A 25200-nucleotide genomic window follows, 5' to 3' on the forward strand; every position below is an offset into this window, starting at 1 on the left:
TCGGTCGGGCTGGCGCGGCTAGGGTGCTGCGGTGCAGGCCTGGCGTTCGCGAACCGTCCCCGACCTCCCCGCGACCGGCGAGCAGCCGCGCGTGCGGGCGTACGACTCGAAGGCGCAGGGCCTCGCCGAGGTGGGGCCGGACGGCGGGACCGCGCGGATGTACGTCTGCGGGATCACGCCGTACGACGCGACGCACCTCGGGCACGCGAACACCTACGTCGGCTTCGACCTGCTCAACCGCGTGTGGCGCGACAGCGGGCTCCTCGTGAACTACGTGCAGAACGTCACCGACGTCGACGACCCGCTGATCGAGCGGGCCGACCGGGACGGGGTCGACTGGCGCGAGCTCGCCGAGGAGCAGATCGCGCTGTTCCGCGAGGACATGGAGGCGCTGAACGTCCTCGCCCCGGCCAGCTACGTCGGCGCGGTCGAGGCGATCCCGATGATCGTCGAGCTGATCGAGCGCCACCGGCGCGAGGGGCTCGTGTACGCCGTCGAGGACCCGACCGACCCCGAGCACCCCGACCTCTACTTCGCGCAGGCGTCGGACCCGACGTTCCTGTCGCTGTCGCACCTCAGCCCTGAGGAGGCGCGCCCGGTCTTCGCCGAGCGGGGCGGCGACCCCGACCGGCCCGGCAAGCGCGACCCGCTGGACGCCCTGGTGTGGCGCCTCGAGCGCCCGGGCGAGCCGGCCTGGGACTCGCCCTTCGGCCGCGGCCGTCCGGGCTGGCACGTCGAGTGCACCGCGATCGCGCTCGACCGGCTCGGCGCCGCCTTCGACGTGCAGGCCGGCGGCAGCGACCTCGTCTTCCCCCACCACGAGATGTCGGCGGTGGAGGGGCAGGTGACGACCGGCGAGGTGTTCGCGCGGGCGTACCTGCACAGCGGCATGGTCGGGCTCGACGGCGAGAAGATGAGCAAGTCGCGCGGCAACCTCGTCTTCGTCTCGGCGCTGCGCCGCTCCGGCGTCGACCCGATGGCGATCCGGCTCGCGCTGCTCGCGCACCACTACCGCTCCGACTGGATGTACTCCGACGCCGACCTCGCCGCCGCGGCTGAGCGGCTGGCGACCTGGCGCGAGGCGGTCCGGCTGGACAGCGCCCTCAACGCCGAGGCGACGCTGGCCGAGGTGCGTGCCGCGCTGGCCGACGACCTGGACGCCCCGCGCGCCCTCGCCGCGGTGGATGCCTGGGCGGGTGCGTCGCTCGCGATGGACGGCGACGACACCGAGGCCCCCGGCCTCGTCGCGCGGCTCGCGGACGGGCTGCTGGGCGTCGTGCTCTGACCATCCCGGAGCCGATCGACGTCGAGGTGGTCGTGCTGCGGAATAACCGCGCGATCTCGTACGCTGGGCGGACAACGAGTTGAACTAGCTCGCGCGTGTTCCGGGGTCGGTGAAAGTCCGAGCCGGCGGTGACAGTCCGCGACCCGTACGCCGCTCCGTCAGGAGCAGCGTCCGGTTGATGTGGTGAAACTCCACGACCGACGGTGAGAGTCCGGATGGGAGGACCACGCCGCAGCCTGTCCACGCGCCCGCTCGGAGCCGAGCGTGCTCGTGGGCGTGCCTGTGCACCCCGGACGCCGCGGCGTACGGAGCGGAGCACAGGACATGGAACTTCTCACCCGGCTGCTGGAGGCCAAGCTCGACTGGGGCCCGGGCGTCTACTGGCGCGAGATCGTCGGCAACGTCTTCGGGCTGGCGAGCGCGCTGCTCGGCATGCGGCGCCGCGTCGCCGCCTGGCCGGTGGGCATCGTCGGCAACGTCCTGCTGTTCACCGTCTTCGTCGGCGGCGCGCTCGGCGGGCCCTTCGACGAGGCCGGCAAGGCCGACCTCTGGGGCCAGGCCGGCCGGCAGGTCTTCTTCGTCATCGTCAGCGTGTACGGCTGGGTGCGCTGGGCGCAGTTCCGTCGGCAGGGCGCTTCCGGCGGCGCCGGGGTCAAGGTCCGCTGGGCCGGCACTCGCGGTCGCCTCGAGCTGCTGGTCGGCGCCGTGGTGCTGTGGGTCGCCTTCTACTTCATCCTCGGCGCGCTGCACTCCTACAACGCCCCGGCCGACGCCTGGATCCTCACCGGTTCGATCCTCGCGACCTACGGCATGGCGCGCGGCTGGGTCGAGTTCTGGCTCGTCTGGGTGGCCGTCGACGTCGTCGGCGTGCCGCTGCTGCTGGTCGCGGGCTACTACCCGAGCGCGATCATGTACATCGTCTACGGCGCCTTCTGCATCGTCGGCTTCGTCTCCTGGCTGCGCCTCGAGCGGGCCGGTCGTCGAGCCGAGGAGGCCGGCGTCGCCGACCCCGTGATCGAGACCGTCGGCTGAGTCGGAGCGGTCGCGGTCGGCCCGGCTAAGGTGACCGACCGTGACCAGCACGCCCAAGACCTTCGAGACCCTGTTCGCCGAGCTCAAGGCCAAGGCGGCGGCCCGCGAGCCCGGCTCCTCGACCGTCGCCCGGCTCGACGCCGGTGTGCACGAGATCGGCAAGAAGGTCGTCGAGGAGGCCGCCGAGGTCTGGATGGCCGCCGAGCACCAGTCCCGCGACGAGGCGGCCACGGAGATCAGCCAGCTGCTGTACCACCTGCAGGTCATGATGATCGCCCTCGACCTGAGCCTCGAGGACGTCTACGAGCACCTGTGAGCGGCGCCGCGGCGTCACCGGGCGGCTGAGAAGGACAGGGTGGCCGCGACGGCCCCACCTAGGATGACGCCGTGACCAGCCCGGGCAGCCCAGACGACGGACGCCGCCTGATCCGGGTCGCCGTGCCCAACAAGGGCGCCCTCTCCGAGGCGGCCTCGAGCATGCTGCGCGAGGCGGGCTACCGCCAGCGCACCGACTCCAAGGAGCTCGTCCTCCTCGACGAGGAGAACGGCGTCGAGTTCTTCTACCTGCGTCCCCGCGACATCGCCGTCTACGTGGGGGAGGGCACCCTCGACGTCGGCATCACCGGCCGCGACATGCTCCTCGACTCCGGCGCCCCGGTCACCGAGGTCCTGCCGCTGGGCTTCGGCCGCAGCCGGTTCCGGTTCGCCGCACCCGCGGGGAGCGCGTACGACGTGCGCGCGCTCGACGGCCTGCGGGTGGCGACGTCCTACCCGGGGCTGGTGGAGGCGCACCTGGCCGAGCACGGCGTGACCGCCCGGCTGATCACCCTGGACGGCGCGGTCGAGACCGCCATCCGCCTCGGCGTCGCCGACGTGATCGCCGACGTGGTCGAGACCGGGACGACCCTGCGCCAGGCGGGCCTGGAGCTCTTCGGCGACCCGCTGCTGGTCAGCGAGGCCGTGCTCGTCCGCCGTCGCGACGCGGCCGTGCCCGCCGGTCTCGACCAGCTCGAGCGGCGCCTCAACGGCGTCCTCATCGCGCAGAACTACGTGATCATGGACTACGACGTGGCCGACGAGGTGCTCGCCGACGCCTGTGCGGTGACCCCTGGGCTGGAGGGGCCGACCGTGTCGCCCCTGGCCCGTGACGGCTGGAAAGCGGTCCGCGTCATGGTGCTGCGGCGCGAGGCGCAGCGGGTGATGGACGACCTCTGGAGCGTCGGCGCCCGGGCGATCCTCGTCACCGACATCGCCGCCTGCCGGCTCTGAGCGCGGCCGTGCCCGCCGAGCCCGCTCAGTCCTCCAGATCCCCGGTGCCGCCGACGCCCGGGAAGGACGCGGTCGTCTTCGCCCCGAAGCGGCTGCGGGGCGTCGCCGGCCTCATCGCCGCCGCCCTGGTCGCGCTGACCTTCTACGGGTGGTTCGCGCTGCCGCGCGAGATCCGCGTGCTCTTCACCGTCTTCCAGCTGCTCACGCTGCTCGCCGTCCTGGCCGCCCTGGTGCTGGTGGTCGTCGGGGTGGCGGCGAGCTCGGTGCGCGCCGACGCCGAGGGGATGCGGGTGCGCAACGGCCTGCGCGTCCACCACGTGCCCTGGGACCGGGTGCACCGCGTGATGATGCGCCCGGGGGACGCCTGGGCCTTCGCCCTGCTGCGACCCGAGGGCGACGACGGCCAGACGCCCTTCACCCCGGACCTCGACACCCAGAAGCGCCACCTCGTGGGCATCCAGTCCCACGACGGCGCGTACGCGGAGCAGGCCGTGGCCGAGCTCCGGAGGCTCCGGCAGGAGTCGCTCCGGCGCTCCGGACGAGGGCTTCCGCCCTCCTGACCCGGGTCCCGGGAGTCGGCTACTGGATCCCGCGGGACTTGAGCAGGGCCTCGATCTCGGCCATGTCGTCGTCCTGCAGCGGAGCCTGCTTTGTCCCAGCTCGCTTGGCCGGGGCGCGCCCGGCGGGAGCCGCCTGACCACGACCCGCTTCGACGGGCGCGGGGGTCCTGCCGGCGGCCTTGGCCGCGCGGGCGGCGCGGGCCTCCTTGGCGCTCGGGCTGCGCCGGGCCACGATCCCGCCGACGACCCAGAGGACCACGCACAGGCCGAGGACCCCGAAGCCGACCCAGGCGGCGAGGTCGAAGACGTTCGAGCCCGCCCATCGCACGACCGCGACGACCGCGTCCCACACGAGCCGCAGCAGCCCGGTGAGGTAGAGCGCGGCGGGCAGGAGGGCGAGCGCGAGGCCCTGCAACGCCCGACCTCGGCGTGCTCGCCGGAAGGACACGACGACCGCGACCAGCCCGACGAGGGTCAGACCGATGGCCAGGGGCAGGAGGACGGCGTCCGCGGCGGGCATCGTCCAAGCCTGCCACCGCCGTCGTGCCCGAGCATCGGGGAGACGCCCGGGCGCGCCCCTGAGAGCGGGGCGCCCGGCTCGCCCGGCCACGTACGGTGGCCCGCATGGTCCACGAGCGCACCCTCGCCCCGTCGCCCTTCCCGGGTGACGACGGCCTCGCCGACCCCGCCGCCCGCCGCGCCCTCGCCGCCGCCGTGCGCGAGCCCGGGACGACCCCCTACCTGCGCGCCGTCGCCGCGCTCTGCGCCACCAGGGTCCTGGTGCCCGTCGTGGCGACGGCCACGCGGACGGCGACCACGACCGAGGGGCTGTCGTCGGACAAGGAGGCCGACATGTCGGTCGTGATGCTCCAGTCGGCCGACGGCCGTCGTGCGCTGCTGGGGTTCACCGGGCTCGACGCGCTCACGACCTGGCGCGCCGACGCCCGTCCCGTGCCCGTGACCATCGACCTCGCCGCGCGCACCGCCCGCGCGGAGGGCGTGGACACCGTCCTGGTCGACGTCTCCGGTCCCTTTCCGCTGGCCATCGACGGAGAGGTCCTCGACGCGCTGGCGCAGGGCCACCGGTTGGTCGAGCTCGACGAGGGCGGCTTCGGCTGGGCCGTCCCCGTCGACGAGGCCGGGGAGCCCGGCGCGGCCGGCTGAACCGCGACCGCGCCTCGCGCGGGAACAGCGGGGCGCGCACCGGCGTTGACAGCCCTGTCGGGCTTCCGCCCGGGACCTGCTCGGGCTTGGCCCGAGGTGTCCCACCGGTGGTAGCATCTGTTCCGACCGGTCTGGCGCACGCGCCGGACCCGCAAGCGGAGACCTGATCTCCCACCCGTACGACCCCTCCGCCAGCCGGAGCGTGGTGGTCGGGTCGGTCCATCGCCGCCGGCGCACGCGCCGGCGGTCGTTGGTGCTCAGGGTCTTCGCACGCGGTGCGAGGACCCTTTCTCGTTCCCGCGGCGGGTCTGCGCGACGTCGAGCCGGCCGAGCGACCGGGACGGAACGCCGCGGCAGCACGAGCACCACAACCACCTGGAGGACATATCAGCACCGAACCGCGAATCAACGACCGCATTCGCGTCCCCGAGGTCCGCCTCGTCGGACCCGCGGGGGAGCAGGTCGGGATCGTCAAGATCGAGACCGCCCTGCAGCTGGCCCACGACTCCGAGCTCGACCTGGTCGAGGTCGCGCCGATGGCCCGCCCGCCGGTCGCCAAGCTCATGGACTACGGCAAGTTCAAGTACGAGAACGCGCAGAAGGCGCGGGACAGCCGCCGTAACCAGACGAACACGATCATCAAAGAGATGAAGCTCCGCCCCAAGATCGACAGCCACGACTACGAGACCAAGAAGGGTCACGTCGTGCGCTTCCTCAAGGGCGGGGACAAGGTCAAGATCACGATCATGTTCCGCGGTCGCGAGCAGTCGCGTCCCGAGCTGGGCTACAACCTGCTCAAGAAGCTCTCCGCCGACGTCGACGAGTTCGGCTTCGTGGAGTCCTCGCCCAAGCAGGACGGGCGCAACATGATCATGGTTCTCGGCCCGCACAAGAAGAAGACCGAGGCCAAGGTCGACGCCGCCGTCGAGCGTGAGCGCCGCATGGCCGACCGCCAGGCCGGTCTCGACGCCGAGGCCGCCGCGGCCGCCGAGCAGCGTGCGGCGCACGCGGCCCAGGTCGCCGCCCAGGCGGAGCCGAAGCAGCGTCGTCGCGGCCCCGCCGACAACATGGACCCCGACATCGACCTCTGAGGTCGGGGACCCCGGACCGCGAGGTCCGGACCCAGCAGCACGAACGACGAAGGACCCGCCGGGGCAGCCCCCGGCGGGACGTGACAGGCCCGCGCGACGAGCGCGGGTGTGGGACAGAAGTGGAGCGGCAGATGCCGAAGATGAAGACGCACTCCGGTGCGAAGAAGCGGTTCCGGTTCACCGGCACCGGCAAGGTCATGCACCGCAAGGCCGGCAAGATGCACCTGAACGAGCACAAGCCGACCTCGCAGACCCGCCGGCTCACCGGCGACGCGGTCCTCGCTCCGGGCGACGCGGCCAAGGTGCGCCGCATGCTCGGCAAGCGCGGCTGAGCGACCTCCTCCACCACCTCCCTCCCGCCGGGCGCTGACGAGCGCGCCCGGCCCCCAGACCAGTAAGGAACACCGATGGCACGCGTCAAGCGCGCAGTCAACGCGCAGAAGAAGCGTCGTGAGGTCCTCGAGCAGGCGTCCGGCTACCGCGGGCAGCGCTCGCGTCTCTACCGCAAGGCGAAGGAGCAGGTCACCCACTCCCTCGTCTACGCCTACCGCGACCGCCGCGCCCGCAAGGGCGACTTCCGCAAGCTGTGGATCCAGCGGATCAACGCCGCGGCCCGCGCGGAGGGCATGACCTACAACCGCTTCATCGCCGGTCTCAAGACCGCCGGCGTCGAGGTGGACCGCAAGATCCTCGCCGAGCTGGCCGTCTCCGACGCGCCGGCCTTCGCCGCGCTCGTCGCGGTGGCCAAGGCGGCGGCCCCGGCGGAGACCGCCGAGACCGCGCCCAGCGCGGCCTGAGGTCGTCCTGCACGCCGATCCGTCGAGGGATCGTCCCGGGCCCGGCCGGCTCACGCGCCGCAAGGAGCGTGAGGCGGCCGGGCTCTTCCTCGCCGAGGGACCCCAGGCCGTCCGCGAGGCGCTGCGGGCCGGGGCCGTCACCGACCTCTACGTCGAGCCCGCCGCCTCGGCCCGGCTCGCCGACCTGCGCACGCTGGCCCTCGAGGCGGGCGTCCGGGTCTCGCCGCTGGCCGGCCGCGACCTCGCGGCCCTGACCGACACGGTGACGCCGCAGGGGGTCGTGGCCGTCTGCCGCCGCGTCGACGTCGGCCTCGGGCAGGCCGTACGCCCCGGTGCGCAGCTCGTCGTCTGCTGCGCGCAGGTCCGCGACCCGGGCAACGCCGGCACCGTCGTGCGCTGCGCGGACGCCTTCGGCGCCGACGGGGTCGTGCTGAGCACCGGCTCGGTCGAGCTCACCAACCCCAAGACTGTGCGCGCGAGCGTCGGCAGCCTCTTCCATCTCCCGGTGAGCGTGGGGGCCGACCTGGCCGAGGTCGTCGCGACCGCCCGCGCCGCGGGCCTGCAGGTCCTCGCCGCCGACGGCAGCGGCGAGGACGACCTCGCCTCCCTGTCGAGCTCCGGCGTGCTCGCCGCGCCGACGCTGTGGGTGTTCGGCAACGAGGCGTGGGGGATGCCCGAGCAGGACCGCGCCCTGGCCGACCGCGTGGTCCGGGTCCCGCTGTACGGGGCCGCCGAGAGCCTGAACCTCGCCACCGCCGCCGCGGTGTGCCTGTGGACGAGCGCGTCGGCGCAGCGCGCCGCCTGACCGGGTCCCGTCAGCCGACGGCCGAGCGCGGGCCCGTCGGCCGTCCGGCGCCGTCCTCGGCGCGGACGAGGGCCAGCAGCTGCGCCTTGGACGCGACGCCGGTCTTGGCGTAGATCCGGGTGAGCGACTTCTCCAGGCTGCGCAGCGAGACGTAGAGCCGGGCGGCGACCTCCTTGTTCTTCTGGCCCAGGAGCAGCAGCCGCACGATGCCTGCCTCGTGGTCGTCGAGCCGGGTGTCCAGCAACCGGTCCTGGGCGCCCGGGTCCTGCGGCGGCGGCTCGGCCTCGCGCGCGTGCCGCGCCCAGCCCTCGGCGCCCAGGTGGGCGAAGACCAGCGCGGCCTCCTCGCGCAGGCCCGCGGCCTCGTCCTCGGCCCCGACCGCCCCCAGGCGTCGGGAGAGGGCGAGCAGCGTCCGCGCCCGGCCCAGAAGACCGTCCTCGGCCTCAGCCGCCGCCAGGGCCCGCGCGAAGGCGCCGCGCGTCTCGAAGGGTGACGCGACGAGCGCCGCGGCCCGGGTCGTCGCCGCGTCCGTCGCCGGGCCACCGGTCCCGGACGTGGAGCGGACGAAGGACTGCTGGGCCCCCGCGAGGTCCCCGGCCGCGACCTGGGCCTCCACGAGGTCGGCCAGCACGGCCCGACGCGCCTCCTCGGGCAGCGGCGGCTCGGCCCGCAGGAGCGCCGTCAGCGCCACGGCCGCCTCCCGGTGCCGGCCCCGGACCAGCGCCCGTTCGGCCTCGGCCCGGGCGAGCGCCGCCGGCTCCGACGCGGAGCCGTCGTGACCGTCGACCAGGGTGCCGGCGGGCAGGTCGGCGAGCGTCTCCAGACGGACCAGGGCCGGTGCGAGACCCCGGACGTGCACCGGCCCGGCCACCTCGTGCCCCGCCAGCTCCTCGACCGTGGCCAGCGCCGCGGCGACCTGCGACCCGGCGACCTCGAGCTCCAGCCGCGCGGCGAGCAGGAAGTACCGGCCCAGGCGGCCGGCGTGCCGGTGCGCGCTGCCGGCGACGAAGAGGTGCTGCCGGGCGTCGGCCAGCGCGTGGGCCTCGACGAGCGTCGTGACCAGCAGGAAGTCGTCGTACCAGGGTCGGGCGCCGGTGCAGTCGCGCCAGCGCAGGGCGGCCTCGCGCAGCGCCTCGTCCGTCCCCGTGCCCGAGGCCGCCCGTTGCCAGCCCGTGTCGACCAGGCGCCAGAGCGCCCGGTCCTCCGGGCGGGCCGCCCGGCTCGCCTGACGGGCGCGGTCGAGGTACAGGCGCGCCTGGTCGGGCGCACCGGCCAGCAGGCTGTTCCAGGCCGTGCGTGTCATCGTCTCGAAGACGACGGCCGGGTGCACGAGCTCGAGGGAGGAGAGCAGCGTCGTCGACGGGACGACGAGCGTCCGGTCGTCCGTGACCTGGCTCAGGAACCCTCGCGTCCGGGTCAGCAGCGGAAGGTCCTCCTCGTCGATGGCCGAGGCGTGCACGGCGTGCTCGAAGGCGTCCCGGGCGTCGGCGAGGTGCCCGGCGCGCTCGGCGCATCCGGCCAGGACCAGCCAGTCGTTCGTGGTCGGGGGCTCCGCCCGGGCGACCACGGCCCACGCCAGGGCCTCGGCCAGCCGGTCGTCGGCCGCTGAGCTCGCTCCCGCAGTCGTGGCGAGCGCCCGGCGGCCGCGCTCGAGCACCTCCTCGCTCGGGAGCCCCTCGTCGACCGCGTGCAGCGCGGCTCGGACGGGGTCGAGCACCGACCACGCCGACGCCAGGGCGCCCGCCAGCGCGTGGCGCGTCGCGGCGTCGAGCCGCGCCTCCGCCGTACGTCCGAGCAGGGCGCTGGTGCAGCGGTAGCCCTCGGGCACCGCCTCGAGGAGGTTCGCGTCGACCAGGGCGTCGACGGGACCGAGCCCGACCGCGCGCTCCAGCACGACGACGGGCACCGGCAGCCCGAGGGAGAAGCAGGCGAGCGTCCGCAGCGCGTCGACGTCCAGGTCCTGCAGCGGCCCGGACGCGACGGCGGCGCTGGTCGGGGTGAGGGGGAGGCGCAGGGGCAGGGTCCGGCGGCCCTCGAGCTGCTCGGGACCGACCTGGCCGGCGATCTCACGCAGCAGGCGGGGGTTGCCGTCGGTGAGCCGGGCGAGCTCCGCCGCCACATCGGTGCCGACCGGTCGACCGGTCCACGCGTGCAGGGCCTCGCGCGTCGCGCCGGCGTCCAGGGGCCCGAGCTGCACGCGGTCGAGGTCCAGCGCGTCCTCGGGCAGCGCACGCGTGGGGCAGGTGAGCACGTACGACATGTCGAAGGTGTGGTTGACGTGGGCGAGGAGGAGGAGCACGGCGCGCGACTGCGGGTCGAAGCGGTGCACGTCCTCGGCCACGAGGACCACGGCGCCGGGCCGGGGCGGGAGCGACTGGTAGTGGCGGGCGAAGGCGCGGGCGACCTCGACCGTCGAGGACTCGCCGGCGAGGGCCCGGGCGACGACCTCGTCGCCGCCGCTGCCGAGGAAGCCGGGCACGGAGCGGAAGGTCCCGCGGGCGCTGCGGAGGGTGGACCACGGCTCGTCGTCGACCGTCGCGCTGCCGGCGAACCAGACGACCTCGCCGTCGAGGTCGGCGAGCGCGGTCGCCACCAGCGACGTCCGCCCCGAGCCGGGGGGACCGGTCACCAGGAGGCTCCGGCCGGTCGGTCCGCGGTTCTCGGCCACGCGGCGCACCCGCTCCAGCACCCGGTCGCGCCCGACCAGGGGTCCGGCACCCGCCGGGATGTCCGCCACGTCCCTCCCCGGTCCGCCGTCGTCGTGCGTACGCCGCCCGGCGTCCCACGAGTGTTCCTCTCCTCGTGGTCCGGCCGGATGCGCCCCGACGCGGCCCGGTGCGGGGCCGCCTCGGCGGGCGGCCCTGGCGCGGCGGACGGCCGGCGGCGCGGCTCAGCGGTCGTGGTCTCCGCGACGCCGAGCGTTCCGGGCACAGACTGCGGGGCGTCGAAGCCCCGCCCACCGAGATCCGTGACTCATCGGGCCGTGGTGGCGTCCTCCTCTCTGACACACCGCCGCCCCACAGGAGCTCTCATGGCAGCACGTCTTCGCGCCCGGCTCGGCGCGGAGTTCCTCGGAACCTTCGGCCTCGTCTTCGGCGGCTGCGGCAGCGCGGTGCTCGCCGCGACGTTCCTCGGCGACGACGGCGTCCAGCTCGGCATCGGCTTCGTCGGCGTGGCCCTCGCCTTCGGGCTCACGGTGCTGACCGGGGCGTACGCCTTCGGCCACGTCTCCGGCGGTCACTTCAACCCGGCCGTCACCATCGGGCTGGCCGTCGCGAAGCGCTTCGCGTGGAAGAGCGTGCTGCCCTACGTGGTCACGCAGGTCGTCGCCGGCACGCTCGCGGCCACCGTGCTCTTCGTCATCGCCAGCGGGAGGGCCGGCTTCAGCGCGTCCGAGAGCGGCTTCGCCGCGAACGGCTACGGCGCGCACTCACCGGGTGGGTACGGCCTGGGGGCGGCGCTGCTGACCGAGATCGTGCTGACCGCGGCCTTCCTCTACGTGATCCTCGGCGTCACCGACGACCGGGCACCCAAGGGCTTCGCCCCGGTCGCGATCGGCCTCGCGCTGACCCTGATCCACCTGATCAGCATCCCGGTCACCAACACCTCGGTGAACCCGGCCCGCTCGATCGCCGTGGCCTGGTTCGCGGGCCCCGCCGCGCTGTCGCAGCTGTGGCTGTTCATCATCGCGCCGATCATCGGCGCGGTCATCGCGGGCGCCAGCTACGCCGCCATCACCGGCGCGGCGAAGAGCACGCTGGACGAGGGCGTCGCGAACAACCCGGAGCGCACCCGCGCGCACCGGGCCTGAGCACCGGTGGCCGCTGACGGGACCCGCGTGCCGTCCGTCAGCGGCCGACCCGGTAGCGCAGGTGCGTGGCGAGCGGCGAGGAGCTGACCGACAGCAGCTCCAGGCCCGGGTCGGCGACGCCGTCGAGGAGCCGCTCGCCGGAGCCGAGGAGCACCGGGGCCACGTCGAGGGTGATCTCGTCCAGCACCCCGGCAGCGAAGGCCTGCCGCACGGTCGAGGCCCCGCCCGTCACGCGGACGTCCCGGCCGTCCGCCACCTGCAGCGCCCGTGCGTACGCGGCCTCGAAGCCGTCGGTGACGAAGCGGAACGTCGTCGCGCCGACCACGACGTCGTCGTGCGGGTGGTGCGTGAGCACGAAGACCGGCGCGCGGTACGGCGGCTCGTCGCCCCACCAACCGCGCCAGTCGCGGCCGAAGGACTCCCACGGCCCGCGCACCGGGCCGTACATGTTGCGGCCCATGACGTACGCGCCGCGCGGGCGCTGCAGGTCGGCCGACGCGTCGGCGTCGGCGTCGTTGGCGAAGTCCGCGGTCAGGTGCCAGGCGTGCACCCGGTGCCCGCCCACCCCCAACGGGTGCTCGAGGCTCTGGTCGGGCCCGGCGAGGTAGCCGTCGAGGGAGATCGAGACGTGGCAGTCGGTGGTCATGGCGCTCCGACCTCCGCACGACGTCGGACTCATCGGGTCGGCGCCGGGTCGTCGCCTCGCCGGGGCGCACCCGCTCGACGCCCCCGCCCGCGCCGGACGCGGAGCGGAACCCGGTAGGCCGTCGCCTCCGCGCTTCCTAGACTGTCGGGGCCCGTACGCCGAGAGAGAGTCGAGCGCCCCACCCATGTCCGGCCCCAACAAGACCTACGACCCGGTCCAGGTCACCCCGTTGAACGCCGACGAGGTGGAGGCGATGGTCGCGGCGGCGCAGGCGGCGTTCGCGGAGGCGACCAGCACCGCCGACCTCAAGGCCGCCCGCCTGGCGCACGCCGGGGACCGCTCGCCGATCGCGCTCGCCAACCGCGAGATCGGCGCGCTGCCGCCCCAGGCGCGCAAGGACGCCGGGGCCCGCATCGGTCGTGCGCGCGGGGCCATCAACGCCGCGCTCAAGGCCCGCGAGGCCGAGGTCGTCGCCGCCGAGCTCGAGCGCACGCTGCGCGAGGAGCGGGTCGACGTGACCCTGCCCGTCGCCCTGGGTCCCGTCGGCGCCGTGCACCCCATCACCGGCCTGATGCACCTCGTCGAGGACGTCTTCGTCGCCATGGGCTGGGAGGTCGCCGAGGGCCCCGAGCTCGAGGCCGAGTGGCTGAACTTCGACGCCCTGAACTTCGTGCCCGACCACCCCGCCCGCACGATGCAGGACACGCTGTTCGTCGGCCCCGAGGGCACCAACCGCGTCCTGCGCACCCACACCTCGCCGGTGCAGGCGCGCACCATGCTGACCCGCGAGCCCCCGATCTACGTGGTCTGCCCGGGCAAGGTCTACCGCGCCGACGAGTACGACGCGACGCACACGCCCGTCTTCCACCAGATCGAGGGGCTGGTGGTGGACCGCGGCATCACGCTCGCGCACCTGCGCGGGACGCTCGACCACTTCGCGCGGTCGATGTTCGGGGAGACGCGGACGCGCATGCGCCCCAACTACTTCCCCTTCACCGAGCCGTCGGCCGAGGTCGACCTGCTCTGCTTCGTCTGCCACGGCGACTCCGTCGGCAACCCCGACCGTCCCTGCAAGACCTGCCGCAGCGAGGGCTGGATCGAGTGGGGCGGCTGCGGGGTGGTCAACCCGCGGGTGCTGGCGGCCTGCGGCATCGACCCCGAGGAGTACTCCGGCTTCGCCTTCGGCATGGGCGTCGAGCGGACCCTGATGTTCCGGAACAACGCGGAGGACATGCGCGACATGGTCGAGGGCGACGTGCGGTTCAGCCGCTCCCTCGTGGGGACCGCGCGATGAGGGCGCCGGTCAGCTGGCTGCGCGACGTCGCGGCCCTGCCCGCCGACCTCACCGGCCGGCAGCTGTCGGACGCCCTCGTGCGGGCCGGCCTCGAGGTCGAGACCGTCGAGGAGGCCGGGGCCGACGTGCAGGGCCCGGTCGTGATCGGCCGCGTCCTCGCCTTCACCCCCGAGGAGCACAAGAACGGCAAGACGATCCGCTGGTGCTCGGTCGACGTCGGTGAGGCCGACCCGCGCGGCATCGTCTGCGGCGCCCCGAACTTCGCCGTCGACGACCTCGTCGTCGTCGCCCTGCCCGGCGCCCGCCTGCCCGGCGACTTCGAGATCGCCGCGCGCAAGACGTACGGCCACGTGTCCGACGGCATGATCTGCTCGGCGAAGGAGCTGGGTCTCGGCGACGACCACTCCGGGATCATGGTCCTCACCGCCGCGCCCGGCGAGGCCGAGCCCGTGCCCGGCCAGGACGCCCGTCCCGTGCTCCGGCTCGACGACGAGGTCCTCGACATCGCCGTCACCCCCGACCGCGGTTACTGCCTGTCGATCCGCGGCCTCGGCCGTGAGGCGGCCCAGGCCACCGGCACGGCCTTCACCGACCCGGTCGACCGGCCGGTGCCGGCCCCGCGCTCCGAGGGCCACCCCGTCGCGATCGAGTCCGACGCCTGCCTCGTGTTCACGGCGCTCACCGTGACCGGTCTCGACCCGTCCCGGCCGAGCCCGCGGTGGCTGACCCGTCGCCTGCAGCTGGCGGGGATGCGCCCCATCTCCCTCGTCGTCGACGTCGCCAACCACGTGATGCTCGAGACCGGCCAGCCGCTGCACACCTACGACGCGGCCGCGCTCGCGGGCGCGGTCGTCGCCCGGCAGGCCCGGCGCGGGGAGAAGCTGCGCACGCTCGACGACACCGTGCGGGCGCTCGACGAGTCCGACCTGGTCATCGCCGACGACTCGGGACCGATCGGGCTCGCCGGCGTCATGGGCGGCGCGGCCAGCGAGGTCACCGCCTCGACCACCGCGGTCGTCATCGAGGCTGCGGCCTTCGACGCGCTCACCCTCGCCCGCACCTCGCGGCGCCACAGGCTCTCCTCGGAGGCCTCGCGGCGCTACGAGCGCGGCGTCGACCCCGCGGCGGGCTACGCGGCCGCGCACCGGGCGGCTGCCCTGCTCGTCGAGCTCGGCGGCGGGACGCTGGAGCCGGGGGAGACCGTCGTCGGGACGGTGCCCACCCCGCCCGCGACGCGCCTGCCCGCCGACCTGCCGCAGCGCGTCCTCGGCACGCCGGTCGGGCATGCGCGCGTGGAGGAGCTGCTCGCCGCCGTGGGTGAGCAGGTGCGCCTGCTGCCGTCCGACGGCGACGGGCGTGAGGTCCTCGAGGTCACGCCGCCCACCTGGCGTCCCGACCTGCGCGACCCGTACGACCACGTGGAGGAGGTCGGCCGCCTGGTCGGATTCGACACGATCACCCCGGTCGTCCCGCTCGCCCCGCCCGGGCGCGGGCTGACCCGCTCGCAGCGCGACCGGCGCGCCGTCACGACGCGGCTCGCGGCCGTGGGTGCCGTCGAAGTGCTCAGCTTCCCCTTCACGTCGGCGGCCGACCTCGACCGGCTCGGCCTGCCGGCCGACGACCGTCGCCGCGCGCTGAACGTGCTGCTCAACCCGCTGTCGGACACCCAGCCGGCGCTGCGCACCACGCTGCTGCCCGGCCTGTTCACCGCGGTCACCCGCAACACCAGCCGCGGGCTGGACGACCTCGCCCTGTTCGAGACCGGGTCGGCCTTCTTCGCGCCCGGCGAGCCGCTCGTCGCCCCCCGTCCGCCGGTGGACCGCCGGCCCGACGAGGCCGACCTCGCGCGGATGGACGACGCGCTGGGCGACCAGCCGCGGATGCTCGCCGCGGTGCTGACCGGGGACTGGGTCCGCGCGGGCTGGCAGGGCCCGGCTCGGCCGGCCTCGTGGACGCAGGCCGTCGCGCTCGCCGAGGAGGCGGCCGCCGCGGTCGGCACGACGCTCGACCGCCGTCCGGTCGAGCTCGCCCCGTGGCACCCGGGCCGCTGCGCCGAGCTGCGTCTGGCGCAGACCGACGTGGTCGTCGGCCACGCGGGCGAGCTGCACCCCCAGGTCTGCGCCGCGTACGGGCTCCCGCCCCGGACTAGCGCGCTCGAGCTGGAGCTCGACGTCCTGCTCGCCGGCGCGCCCGACCGCGGTGACATCGCCGCGCTGTCGTCCTACCCGGTGGCCAAGGAGGACGTGGCCCTGGTCGTCGACGAGGGCGTGGCCGCCGAGGACGTGGCCGACGCGCTGCGCCGCGGCGCCGGTCCGCTGCTCGAGGCGCTCGAGCTCTTCGACGTCTTCCGAGGGACGCAGATCGGCGAGGGCCGCAAGTCGCTGGCGTACGCGCTGAGGTTCCGGGCCGACGGCCGCACGCTCACCGCGGCCGAGGTCGCCGCCGCGCGCGACGCCGCCGTGGTGGCGACGGCCGAGCTGGGGGCGGTGCAGCGGACCGAGTGACGGCGTCCGCGCTCAGGCGGCGAGCGCACGGGCCGGCTGCCCGACCACGAGCTCCACGGGACCGCGGATGACGGTCCCGCGGCGTCGACGCAGGCGACCGGCCCGCTCCAGGCGCGGGAAGCGCTCCGCCAGCCGGCGCACGGCCGTCACGGCCTCGGTGCGCGCCAGCGGAGCGCCGAGGCAGTAGTGGACGCCCGCGGAGAAGGCGAGGTGCTCTGCGCCGCCCGTGCGGCTCACGTCGAAGCGGTCCGGGTCGTCGAAGGCGGCGGGGTCGCGACCGGCCCCGGCCAGGTAGAGCAGCAGCATCGAGCCCGCCGGCACCGTGGTGCCCGCCAGCTCGACGTCGACCGAGGGATGCGCAGGGTCCGCTGGACCGGCGGGTCCCAGCGCAGCGTCTCCTCGACGGCGGCCGCAGCCAGAGTCGGGTCGTCGGCGACGGCCCGCCACTGGTCGGGGTGGTCGAGGAGGGCGAGCACCGTGTTGCCGACGAGGTTCACCGTCGTCTCGAAGCCCGCGAGCAGCAGCAGCATGCACAGCGGCCGCAGCTCCTCGGGGCGCAGCCCGTCGCCCTCCGCGGCGAGCAGCCGGCTCACCACGTCGTCGCCGGGCTCGCGGCGCCGGAGCGCGAAGACCTCGGTCAGCACGCGCTGGAGCTGCCGGTCCGCCGCGATCAGGCGGGCGACGTGGGCCAGCGACTGCGGCCCGGCCAGGGCGCTCCCGATGGTCGCCCCGTGCTTGCCGAAGTCGGCGGTGTACGCCTCGGGGACCCCGAGCAGGTCCGTGATCACCGCGATCGGCAGGGGCGCCGCGAGCCCCGCGACGAGGTCGAAGGGGCCGGTCGCGGGCAGCGCGTCGAGCAGGCCGTCCACGACGCGCGTGATCCGGTCGTCGTAGCCGGCCAGCGCCCGAGGGGAGAAGGCCGGCGCGGCGAGCCGCCGCAGCCGCGTGTGGTCGGGCGGGTCGAGCTCGAGCAGCGACAGCTGGCCGTTGCCGCGCGGGCCGTCGTCGGCCTGGACCCCGAAGCGGCGGTCGCGCAGGACCTCGCGGCAGACGTGGTGGCTCGCGGTCTGGAAGCCCATCGTCGGGCTCGGCACGACCTCGCCGGCGGCACGCACCTCGGCGTAGAGGGCGTACGGGTCGCGCCGGCCCTCGGCCAGGTTCAGCCGCGCGAAGGGGTCGTGCTCGCGCCAGGCGTGCCACGTGACCGCCGACCGCGTGACCACCAGCTGGTGGAGCAGACCGACCACCGGGTTCATGCCGACCTCCTGCGCCGCCGGGCCCCTGCCCGGACAGGATCCATGGTGCGCGCCCGCAGCGCACCGACCGCGACGCGGACCCGCTTCGCATGAACTTGTCGCTCATGGCATAGTCATGCGCATGGTCGTGAAGGTGGCGGTCGCGGGGGCGACCGGGTACGCGGGGGGCGAGCTGCTGCGGCTGCTGCTGTCCCACCCGCACGTGGAGGTCGGCGCGCTCACCGGGTCGAGCAGCGTCGGGTCCCGCCTGGGCGACGTCTCGCCCCACCTGACGCCGCTGGCCGACCGCGTGGTCGAGGCGACGACGCCCGAGGTCCTCGCCGGGCACGACGTGGTCTTCCTGGCCCTGCCGCACGGCGCGTCGGCGGCGGTCGCCGAGCCGCTCGGTCCCGACGTCGTGGTCATCGACTGCGGGGCCGACTTCCGGCTGACCGACGCGGGGGCCTGGGAGCAGTTCTACGGCAGCCCGCACTCGGGGTCGTGGCCGTACGGGCTGCCCGAGCTGCCCGGCCAGCGCGACGTCCTCGCGGGGTCGCGGCGGGTCGCGGTGCCGGGCTGCTACCCGACGACGGCCACGCTGGCGCTCTTCCCGGCCGTCGCCGCCGGCCTCGTCGACGGCCACGACGTCGTCGTGGTCGCGGCCAGCGGGCCGTCCGGGGCGGGCAAGTCGCTCAAGCCGCACCTGCTGGGCGCGGAGCTGATGGGCTCGGCCAGCGCGTACGGGGTCGGGGGCGTCCACCGGCACACCCCGGAGATCCTCCAGAACCTCCGCGTCGCCGGCGCCACGGCCGCCGCGCCCACGCTCTCCTTCACCCCGGTCCTGGTGCCGATGTCGCGCGGCATCCTCGCGACCTGCACCGCCCCGCTCGCCGATCCCGACCTGACGCCCGAGGCGGCGTACGCGGCGTACGCCGAGCGGCTCGCCGACGAGCCCTTCGTCCAGCTGCTGCCGCCCGGCCAGTGGCCCCAGACCCAGTCCGTGCTCGGCTCCAACGTCGTGCAGGTCCAGGTCACCGTCGACCGCGCGGCCGGGCGGCTCGTCGCCGTCGCGGCCCTGGACAACCTCACCAAGGGCACCGCAGGAGGCGCCGTGCAGTGCATGAACCTGAGCCTCGGGCTCGCCGAGACCACCGGTCTGCCGCGGGTGGGGGTGGCTCCGTGAGCGTCACCACCGCCGCCGGCTTCCTCGCCTCGGGCGTGACCGCCGGCCTCAAGCCCAGCGGTCGTCCCGACCTCGCGCTCGTGGTCAACACCGGTCCCGACCAGGTCGCCGCGGCCGTCTTCACGACCAACCGCGTCAAGGCCGCGCCCGTGCTCTGGTCGCAGCAGGCCGTGGCCGACGGCCGGCTGCACGCCGTGGTCCTCAACTCCGGCGGCGCCAACGCCTGCACCGGACCCGACGGATTCGCCGACGCGCACCGCACGGCCGAGCACGTGGCCGCCGAGCTGGGCCGGCGCGACGGCGTCGAGGTCGGTGCCGGCGACGTCGCCGTCTGCTCCACCGGGCTGATCGGCGTCCGGCTGCCGATGGACCTGCTCACCGCCGGCGTCACGGCCGCGGCGGGTGCGCTCGCCGAGGACGGCGGCGCGGTGGCGGCCGGCGCGATCATGACCACCGACACCGTCGCCAAGACGGCGGGCTACGCCGACGAGGGCTGGTCGGTCGGTGGCATGGCCAAGGGCGCGGGCATGCTCGCCCCGGGCCTGGCCACGATGCTCGTCGTGATCACCACCGACGCGGTGATCGACGCCGAGGCGGCCGGCGAGCACCTGCGGCGCGCGTGCTCCACGTCCTTCGAGCGCGTCGACAGCGACGGCTGCATGTCCACCAACGACACCGTCGTGCTGATGAGCAGCGGCGCATCCGGCGTCCGGCCGGCGCCGCACGACTTCCAGGCCGCGCTGAGCGAGACCTGCCAGGACCTGGCGATGCAGCTGCTGCGCGACGCCGAGGGCTCGAGCCACGACATCGCGATCGAGGTCCAGCACGCGGCCAGCGAGGCCGACGCGCTCGAGGTCGCCCGCGCCGTGGCCCGCAGCAACCTCTTCAAGTGCGCGATCTTCGGCGGCGACCCGAACTGGGGCCGCGTGCTCGCAGCCATCGGCACGACGGGCGCCGACTTCGAGCCCGACCGCATCGACGTCGCCTTCAACGGCGTCGAGCTCTGCCGCGACGGCTCGATCGGCGACGACCGCTCGCTCGTGGACCTCTCCGGCCGCGACGTGCGCGTGACGATCAACCTGCGCAACGGCCGCGGGGCGGCGACGATCTGGACCAACGACCTGACGTACGACTACGTCAAGGAGAACGCGGAGTACTCCACATGAGCCACGCATCACCGCGCTCCGAGGAGGCGCTCTCCCTGGTCGAGAAGGCTTCGATCCTCACCGAGGCGCTCCCGTGGCTGGAGACCTACGTCGGCAAGACCGTCGTGATCAAGTACGGCGGCAACGCGATGGTCGACGACGACCTCAAGCGCGCCTTCGCCTCCGACATCGTCTTCATGAAGCGCTGCGGCGTGCACCCCGTGGTCGTGCACGGCGGCGGTCCGCAGATCAGCTCGATGCTGGGTCGGCTCGGCATCGCCTCGGAGTTCCGCGGCGGTCTGCGGGTCACCACGCCGGAGGCCATGGAGGTCGTCCGGATGGTGCTGGTCGGCCAGGTCGGCCGCGACCTGGTCGGGCTGATCAACGCGCACAGCACCCTGGCGGTCGGGCTGTCCGGCGAGGACGGCGGGCTCTTCACCGCCGCCCGCCGCGGCACCGTCGTCGACGGCGAGGAGGTCGACCTCGGCCTCGTCGGCGACGTCGCGCACGTGCGCACCGAGGCCATCCGCGGGCTGATCGACTCCGGCAGCGTCCCGGTCGTGGCCAGCATCGCCCCCGACGCGCACGGCGTGGTCCACAACGTCAACGCCGACACCGCGGCCGCCGCGCTCGCCGTCGCCCTGGGGGCCGAGCGCCTCGTCGTGCTGACCGACGTCGAAGGCCTCTACCGCGACTGGCCGTCCTCCACCGAGGTGATCGAGGAGCTCAGCGCGTCCGAGCTGCGCGAGCTCATGCCCTCGCTCCAGTCGGGCATGGTGCCCAAGATGGAGGCCTGCCTGCGCGCCGTCGAGGGCGGCCTCACCCGGGCCACGGTCACCGACGGCCGCGTCCCGCACGCGCTGCTGCTGGAGATCTTCACCAACTCCGGGATCGGCACGATGGTCACCCAGGACGGCCTGGTCCGCCTGGGCAGCCGCGTGTTCTCGGCCGCCGAGGGCATCCCGCCGCACGAGTACGCGAACGGCGACGTCAGCCGGGCCGCGTCCGCGTCCGCGTCCGAGACCGGGACCGGGACCGCGGAGCCGGCCGGGCCACAGCCGGTGCACGGGTCTGGACCTTCGGCACCCGAACCTTCCGCCCTCGATGACGTAGGAGGACTGTCGTGAGCAGCGACGTCATGGTCAGCGCCGAGCTGGCCGGTCCCGCCCCGCGGGGCTCGGCCGGCGTGCTCGAGGCGTACGCGCACTCGGTCATGAACACCTTCGGCCCGCCCAAGCGCGTCTTCGTGCGCGGTGAGGGCTGCTACGTCTGGGATGCTGACGGCCGGCGCCACCTCGACCTCCTGGCCGGCATCGCCGTGAACGCCCTCGGCCACGCCCACCCGACCGTGCTGGCCGCGGTGACCGGGCAGATCTCGACGCTGGGCCACGTCAGCAACTTCTTCGCCACCCCGGCCCAGGTCGCGCTGGCGACCCGGCTCGCCGGGCTGACCGGCGACGACGACGCCAAGGTCTTCTTCACCAACTCCGGCACCGAGGCCAACGAGGCGGCCTTCAAGCTCACCCGGATGACCGGGCGCACGAAGATCATCTCCACCGAGGGCGCCTTCCACGGCCGCTCCATGGGCGCGCTCGCCGTCACGCACAACCCGAAGTACCGTGCGCCGTTCGAGCCGCTGCCGGGTGAGGTGACCTTCGTGCCGTACGGCGACGCCGAGGCCCTCGCCGCCGTCGTCGACGAGACGGTGGCGGCCGTGGTGCTCGAGCCGATCCAGGGCGAGAACGGGGTCGTCGTGCCCTCGGCGGGCTACCTGGCCCGGGCCCGCGAGCTGTGCGACGCCGCGGGCGCGCTGCTCTGGATCGACGAGGTGCAGACCGGCATGGGGCGCACGGGCTCGTGGCTCGTGCACACCGCCCAGGGCGTGCGGGCCGACGTGGTCACGCTGGCCAAGGGGCTCGGCAACGGCTTCCCGATCGGTGCGTGCATCGCCACGGGCCGGGCGGCGACGATGCTGCAGCCGGGGAGCCACGGGTCGACGTTCGGCGGCAACCCCGTCGCGGCGATCGCGGGCCTGGCCGTCATGAACGTCATCGAGCGCGACGGGCTGCTCGACCAGGTCACCGCGACCGGCGAGCACCTGGTGTCGGTGGTCATGGGCCTCGGCCACCCGCTGGTCTCCGAGGTCCGCGGCCGGGGTCTGCTGCGCGGGATCGTGCTCAACGCCGACGTCGGACCGGCCGTGGCCGACCTCGCCCTCGAGGCCGGGTTCGTGATCAACGCGCCGCGCCCGCACGTGCTGCGGATCGCGCCGCCGCTGGTCGTCACGCCCGCCCAGCTGGACACGTTCGTCGAGGCCCTGCCCGGCCTGCTCGACGCCGCGTCCGGGGCCGCCTCGTGAGCACCCCGACCTCGCTGCCCGGGATGCGGCACCTCCTCGCCGACGACGACCTCACCCAGGCCGAGCAGACCGAGGTCCTCGACCTCGCCGAGCGGCTGCGCACCGACCCGTACGCGACCCGTCCGCTGGCCGGCCCACGCAGCGTCGCGGTGATCTTCGACAAGCCGACGCTGCGCACGCAGGCGTCGTTCAGCGCCGGCATCGCCGAGCTGGGCGGCTTCCCGATGATGGTCGACGGGCGTCTCGCCGCGATCGGCAAGCGGGAGACCATCCCCGACGTCGCCCGCGTGCTGGGCCGTCAGACGGCCGCGATCGTCTGGCGTACCTTCGCGCAGGACGACCTCGCGACCATGGCCGCGTACGCCGGCGTCCCGGTGGTCAACGCGCTCACCGACGACTACCACCCCTGCCAGATCCTGGCCGACCTGCAGACGCTGCGGCAGCACGGCCGGCCGCTGCCCGGGCTGACCTTCGCCTACGTCGGCGACGGGGCCAACAACATGGCGGCCTCCTACCTCCTCGGCGGGGTGACCGCCGGGATGCACGTCCGGGTCGGCGCGCCCGAGGGCTTCCACCCCTCGCCGGCGCTGGTCGAGCGGGCGCAGGCCCTCGCGGCCACCACCGGCGGCAGCGTCACCGTGACCGACTCCCCGGCCGAGGCCGTGGCCGGGGCCGACGCGGTCGCGACCGACACCTGGGTGTCGATGGGCCAGGAGGACGACGGCCTCGACCGGGAGTCGGCCTTCGCGGCCTACCAGGTCGACGACGCGCTCCTGGGCCACGCGGACGGCGACGCGCTGTTCCTGCACTGCCTGCCCGCCTACCGCGGCAAGGAGGTCAGCGCCGAGGTCCTCGAGGGCCCGCGCTCGGTCGTGTGGGACGAGGCCGAGAACCGGCGCCACGCCCAGAAGGCCGTGCTCGCCTTCCTCCTCGAGCGCTCCGGGCTCGTCGGGCCGAGCGGCCTGCTCGCCGTCGGCGACGAGGCCGCGCCCGTCGCGGGGACGGCGTGACCGTGACGCGGGGGGCGGCACCGACGAAGGCCGCCCGGCACGCGCGTGTCGTCGACCTCCTGGGCAGCCAGCAGGTCCGCTCCCAGACCGAGCTCGGCGAGCTGCTCGCCGCCGAGGGCCTGCACGTCACCCAGGGCACGCTCTCGCGCGACCTCGTGGAGCTCGGCGCCTTCCGGGTGCGCGGGGCCGGCGGCCACCTCGTGTACGCGGTCCCCGCCGACGGGGGCGACCGCACCCCGCTCGTGGGCGAGTTCGCGACGTTCGAGGTCCGGCTCGCCCGGCTCTGCCAGGAGGTGCTGGTCTCGGTCGAGGCCTCGGCCAACCTCGTGGTCCTGCGGACCCCGCCCGGCGCGGCCCAGTACTTCGCCTCCGCCCTCGACCGCGTCGGCTGGACGTCGGTGCTCGGCACCATCGCCGGCGACGACACCATCCTGCTCATCACCCGCAGCCCGGAGGGCGGCGAGTCGCTGGCCGCCGACCTCGTGCGGATGAGCGAGACCGGCAAGCCCAGGGAGACCCCGTGACCGACACCCCGACCCCGACCGCGACGGCGGGGACCGCCGAGCACGCCGGACGCCTGTGGGGCGGCCGCTTCGCGGGTGGGACCGCCCCGGCGATGGCCGCGCTGAGCCGCTCGACCCAGTTCGACTGGCGCCTCGCTCCGTACGACTTGGACGGCTCCGTCGCCCACGCCCGAGCCCTGCACCGGGCGGGGCTGCTCACCGACGACGAGCTCGCCGGCATGCTCGACGGCCTCTCCGTGCTGCGCGAGGAGGTCGCCAGCGGCGCCTTCGCGCCCGGCGAGGACGACGAGGACGTGCACGGCGCCCTCGAACGCCGCCTGACCGCGGTCGTCGGGGCCGAGCTCGGCGGTCGCCTCCGGGCCGGGCGCTCGCGCAACGACCAGGTCGCCACCCTGCTGCGGCTGTGGCTGCGTGACCACCTGCGGCTCGTGGCCGGTGCGGCGGCCGAGGTGGTCACCGCGCTGCACGACCAGGCCACGACGCACCTCGGCGCCCCCATGCCGGGACGCACGCACCTCCAGCACGCGCAGCCGGTGCTGCTCTCGCACCACCTGCTGGCGCATGCCTGGCCGCTGCTGCGCGACGTCGACCGGATGCGTGACCTCGACCGCCGGCTCGCCGAGAGCCCGTACGGCTCGGGGGCGCTGGCCGGCACCTCCCTCGGGCTCGACCCGACCTTCGTGGCCGAGCAGCTGGGCTTCGCCTCCTCGGTGCCGAACTCGATTGACGGCACGTCGGCGCGCGACCTCGCGGCCGAGGCGGCGTACGTGCTCGCCCAGGTCGGGGTGGACCTGTCCCGGCTGGCCGAGGACGTGATCCTCTGGTGCACCTACGAGTTCGGCTTCGCCCGGCTGGACGACGCCTGGTCGACGGGGTCGAGCATCATGCCCCAGAAGAAGAACCCCGACATCGCCGAGCTCGCGCGCGGCAAGGCGGGCCGGCTGGTGGGGCACCTCGCCGGGCTGCTCACCACGCTCAAGGGGCTCCCGCTGGCGTACGACCGGGACCTCCAGGAGGACAAGGAGCCGCTGTTCGACGCGGTCGACCAGCTCCTGGTGCTGCTGCCCGCCGTGGCCGGGATGGTCGGCACGCTCACCTTCGACACCGAGCGGCTGGCAAGCCTGGCCCCGCGTGGCTTCTCCCTGGCCACCGACCTGGCCGACTGGCTGGTGCGCGAGCGGGTCCCGTTCGCCGTCGCGCACGACGTGGCCGGGGAGACGGTGCGCTACTGCGAGGCCCGGGGCCTGGAGCTGTCCGACCTCACGCCGAAGCAGCTGGGCGAGGTGTCGCCGCTGCTGCGCCCGGAGGTGCTGGACGTCCTCACGGTCACGGGCTCGATCGACAGCCGTGACGGCCGCGGCGGCACCGCGACCGTCCGGGTGCGCGAGCAGCTGGACGAGGTGGAGACGGCACTCGGGCAGGCGAAGGCGTGGGCCGACGGCACGGCGGGAAACGTGGGAGCCCGGCCCGGGACCGACGCTTAGGG

Annotated in this window: 25 protein-coding genes and 1 riboswitch; of the genes, 20 read left to right on the forward strand and 5 right to left on the reverse strand. The window is 74.7% G+C overall.

From position 1 onward, the window contains the following. The first annotated feature begins 31 nt into the window (after window positions 1–31). The 5 genes from mshC (at window position 32) to BLU42_RS04635 (ending at window position 4146) form a co-directional block, all read left to right on the forward strand. Window positions 32–1285, forward strand: coding sequence for a cysteine--1-D-myo-inosityl 2-amino-2-deoxy-alpha-D-glucopyranoside ligase (gene mshC, locus BLU42_RS04615; RefSeq protein WP_091073457.1), 1254 nt, complete (start codon window positions 32–34; stop codon window positions 1283–1285). Window positions 1286–1376: 91 nt separating this feature from the next. Continuing rightward, window positions 1377–1517: riboswitch (FMN riboswitch) on the forward strand. Window positions 1518–1609: 92 nt separating this feature from the next. Beyond that, the gene (gene pnuC / locus BLU42_RS04620) at window positions 1610–2317 is read left to right on the forward strand and encodes a nicotinamide riboside transporter PnuC (RefSeq protein ID WP_091073458.1); all 708 of its coding nucleotides are present in this window, start codon (window positions 1610–1612) and stop codon (window positions 2315–2317) included. 40 nt (window positions 2318–2357) lie between these two features. Beyond that, complete coding sequence (locus BLU42_RS04625) at window positions 2358–2633, forward strand: phosphoribosyl-ATP diphosphatase (RefSeq protein WP_091073459.1); 276 nt, start codon at window positions 2358–2360, stop codon at window positions 2631–2633. Between the two features lie 107 nt (window positions 2634–2740). Further along, complete coding sequence (gene hisG / locus BLU42_RS04630) at window positions 2741–3586, forward strand: ATP phosphoribosyltransferase (RefSeq protein WP_091079378.1); 846 nt, start codon at window positions 2741–2743, stop codon at window positions 3584–3586. A gap of 44 nt (window positions 3587–3630) precedes the next feature. Further along, on the forward strand, window positions 3631–4146 hold the full coding sequence (locus tag BLU42_RS04635) for a PH domain-containing protein (protein WP_091073460.1): 516 nt from the start codon (window positions 3631–3633) through the stop codon (window positions 4144–4146). Between the two features lie 19 nt (window positions 4147–4165). Here BLU42_RS04635 and BLU42_RS04640 read toward each other — a convergent pair whose 3' ends face one another. Then, window positions 4166–4666: a hypothetical protein gene (locus BLU42_RS04640; protein ID WP_091073461.1), complete on the reverse strand. Its 501-nt coding sequence runs from the start codon at window positions 4664–4666 to the stop codon at window positions 4166–4168. A 104-nt stretch (window positions 4667–4770) separates the two neighbouring features. Between BLU42_RS04640 and BLU42_RS04645 the strand changes: the two genes are divergently transcribed. The 5 genes from BLU42_RS04645 (at window position 4771) to BLU42_RS04665 (ending at window position 8003) form a co-directional block, all read left to right on the forward strand. Continuing rightward, the gene (locus BLU42_RS04645; protein ID WP_091073462.1) at window positions 4771–5310 is read left to right on the forward strand and encodes an SseB family protein; all 540 of its coding nucleotides are present in this window, start codon (window positions 4771–4773) and stop codon (window positions 5308–5310) included. A gap of 275 nt (window positions 5311–5585) precedes the next feature. Further along, window positions 5586–6401 (forward strand): translation initiation factor IF-3, encoded by an 816-nt coding sequence (infC, locus tag BLU42_RS04650; RefSeq protein WP_331715256.1) that lies wholly within the window; start codon window positions 5586–5588, stop codon window positions 6399–6401. Window positions 6402–6532: 131 nt separating this feature from the next. Next, on the forward strand, window positions 6533–6733 hold the full coding sequence (gene rpmI, locus BLU42_RS04655; RefSeq protein WP_172825751.1) for a 50S ribosomal protein L35: 201 nt from the start codon (window positions 6533–6535) through the stop codon (window positions 6731–6733). 75 nt (window positions 6734–6808) lie between these two features. Next, window positions 6809–7198, forward strand: coding sequence for a 50S ribosomal protein L20 (gene rplT / locus BLU42_RS04660; protein WP_091073464.1), 390 nt, complete (start codon window positions 6809–6811; stop codon window positions 7196–7198). Window positions 7199–7205: 7 nt separating this feature from the next. Beyond that, on the forward strand, window positions 7206–8003 hold the full coding sequence (locus tag BLU42_RS04665) for a TrmH family RNA methyltransferase (protein ID WP_091073465.1): 798 nt from the start codon (window positions 7206–7208) through the stop codon (window positions 8001–8003). A 10-nt stretch (window positions 8004–8013) separates the two neighbouring features. On the opposite strand, the gene BLU42_RS04670 is transcribed toward BLU42_RS04665, so the two are convergent. Next, window positions 8014–10740, reverse strand: coding sequence for a helix-turn-helix transcriptional regulator (locus tag BLU42_RS04670; RefSeq protein ID WP_091073466.1), 2727 nt, complete (start codon window positions 10738–10740; stop codon window positions 8014–8016). Window positions 10741–11034: 294 nt separating this feature from the next. On the opposite strand from BLU42_RS04670, the gene aqpZ reads away from it, so the two are divergent. Then, window positions 11035–11814 (forward strand): aquaporin Z, encoded by a 780-nt coding sequence (aqpZ, locus tag BLU42_RS04675; protein WP_091073467.1) that lies wholly within the window; start codon window positions 11035–11037, stop codon window positions 11812–11814. Window positions 11815–11851: 37 nt separating this feature from the next. On the opposite strand, the gene BLU42_RS04680 is transcribed toward aqpZ, so the two are convergent. Next, entirely contained in the window at window positions 11852–12460 is a 609-nt protein-coding gene (locus BLU42_RS04680; protein WP_091073468.1) for a dihydrofolate reductase family protein, read from the reverse strand. Between the two features lie 184 nt (window positions 12461–12644). Here BLU42_RS04680 and pheS point away from each other — a divergent pair, with 184 nt between their 5' ends. Both pheS and pheT read left to right on the forward strand, forming a co-directional pair. Next, window positions 12645–13754 (forward strand): phenylalanine--tRNA ligase subunit alpha, encoded by a 1110-nt coding sequence (pheS, locus tag BLU42_RS04685; protein WP_091073469.1) that lies wholly within the window; start codon window positions 12645–12647, stop codon window positions 13752–13754. Further along, window positions 13751–16258, forward strand: coding sequence for a phenylalanine--tRNA ligase subunit beta (gene pheT, locus BLU42_RS04690; protein ID WP_091073470.1), 2508 nt, complete (start codon window positions 13751–13753; stop codon window positions 16256–16258). The genes pheS and pheT overlap by 4 nt, the downstream gene beginning before the upstream one ends. Before the next feature lie 12 nt (window positions 16259–16270). On the opposite strand, the gene BLU42_RS21010 is transcribed toward pheT, so the two are convergent. Together BLU42_RS21010 and BLU42_RS04695 are read right to left on the reverse strand one after the other, a co-directional pair. Next, entirely contained in the window at window positions 16271–16564 is a 294-nt protein-coding gene (locus BLU42_RS21010) for a cytochrome P450 (protein ID WP_231918442.1), read from the reverse strand. Then, window positions 16492–17514, reverse strand: a complete 1023-nt coding sequence (locus BLU42_RS04695) for a cytochrome P450 (protein ID WP_197680616.1) — start codon at window positions 17512–17514, stop codon at window positions 16492–16494. The genes BLU42_RS21010 and BLU42_RS04695 overlap by 73 nt, the downstream gene beginning before the upstream one ends. Window positions 17515–17635: 121 nt before the next feature. Between BLU42_RS04695 and argC the strand changes: the two genes are divergently transcribed. From argC to argH, 7 genes are read left to right on the forward strand one after another with little or no spacing between them, the layout of a single operon-like run. Further along, window positions 17636–18676: an N-acetyl-gamma-glutamyl-phosphate reductase gene (gene argC, locus BLU42_RS04700; RefSeq protein WP_091079385.1), complete on the forward strand. Its 1041-nt coding sequence runs from the start codon at window positions 17636–17638 to the stop codon at window positions 18674–18676. Beyond that, complete coding sequence (gene argJ, locus BLU42_RS04705; protein WP_091073471.1) at window positions 18673–19842, forward strand: bifunctional glutamate N-acetyltransferase/amino-acid acetyltransferase ArgJ; 1170 nt, start codon at window positions 18673–18675, stop codon at window positions 19840–19842. Before argC ends, argJ begins: the two co-directional genes overlap by 4 nt. Further along, a complete protein-coding gene (gene argB, locus BLU42_RS04710; RefSeq protein WP_091073472.1) occupies window positions 19839–20948 on the forward strand; it encodes an acetylglutamate kinase in 1110 nt (369 codons plus the stop codon). Before argJ ends, argB begins: the two co-directional genes overlap by 4 nt. Window positions 20949–20959: 11 nt before the next feature. Continuing rightward, on the forward strand, window positions 20960–22180 hold the full coding sequence (locus BLU42_RS04715; protein WP_091079390.1) for an acetylornithine transaminase: 1221 nt from the start codon (window positions 20960–20962) through the stop codon (window positions 22178–22180). A gap of 23 nt (window positions 22181–22203) precedes the next feature. Beyond that, on the forward strand, window positions 22204–23190 hold the full coding sequence (gene argF / locus BLU42_RS04720; RefSeq protein WP_091079394.1) for an ornithine carbamoyltransferase: 987 nt from the start codon (window positions 22204–22206) through the stop codon (window positions 23188–23190). Then, complete coding sequence (locus tag BLU42_RS04725; protein WP_091073473.1) at window positions 23187–23714, forward strand: arginine repressor; 528 nt, start codon at window positions 23187–23189, stop codon at window positions 23712–23714. Before argF ends, BLU42_RS04725 begins: the two co-directional genes overlap by 4 nt. Then, a complete protein-coding gene (argH, locus tag BLU42_RS04730; RefSeq protein WP_091073474.1) occupies window positions 23711–25198 on the forward strand; it encodes an argininosuccinate lyase in 1488 nt (495 codons plus the stop codon). The genes BLU42_RS04725 and argH overlap by 4 nt, the downstream gene beginning before the upstream one ends. Window positions 25199–25200: the final 2 nt, after the last annotated feature.

It is taken from the genome of Microlunatus sagamiharensis (assembly GCF_900105785.1).
In the GTDB taxonomy this organism is placed as follows: domain Bacteria; phylum Actinomycetota; class Actinomycetes; order Propionibacteriales; family Propionibacteriaceae; genus Microlunatus; species Microlunatus sagamiharensis.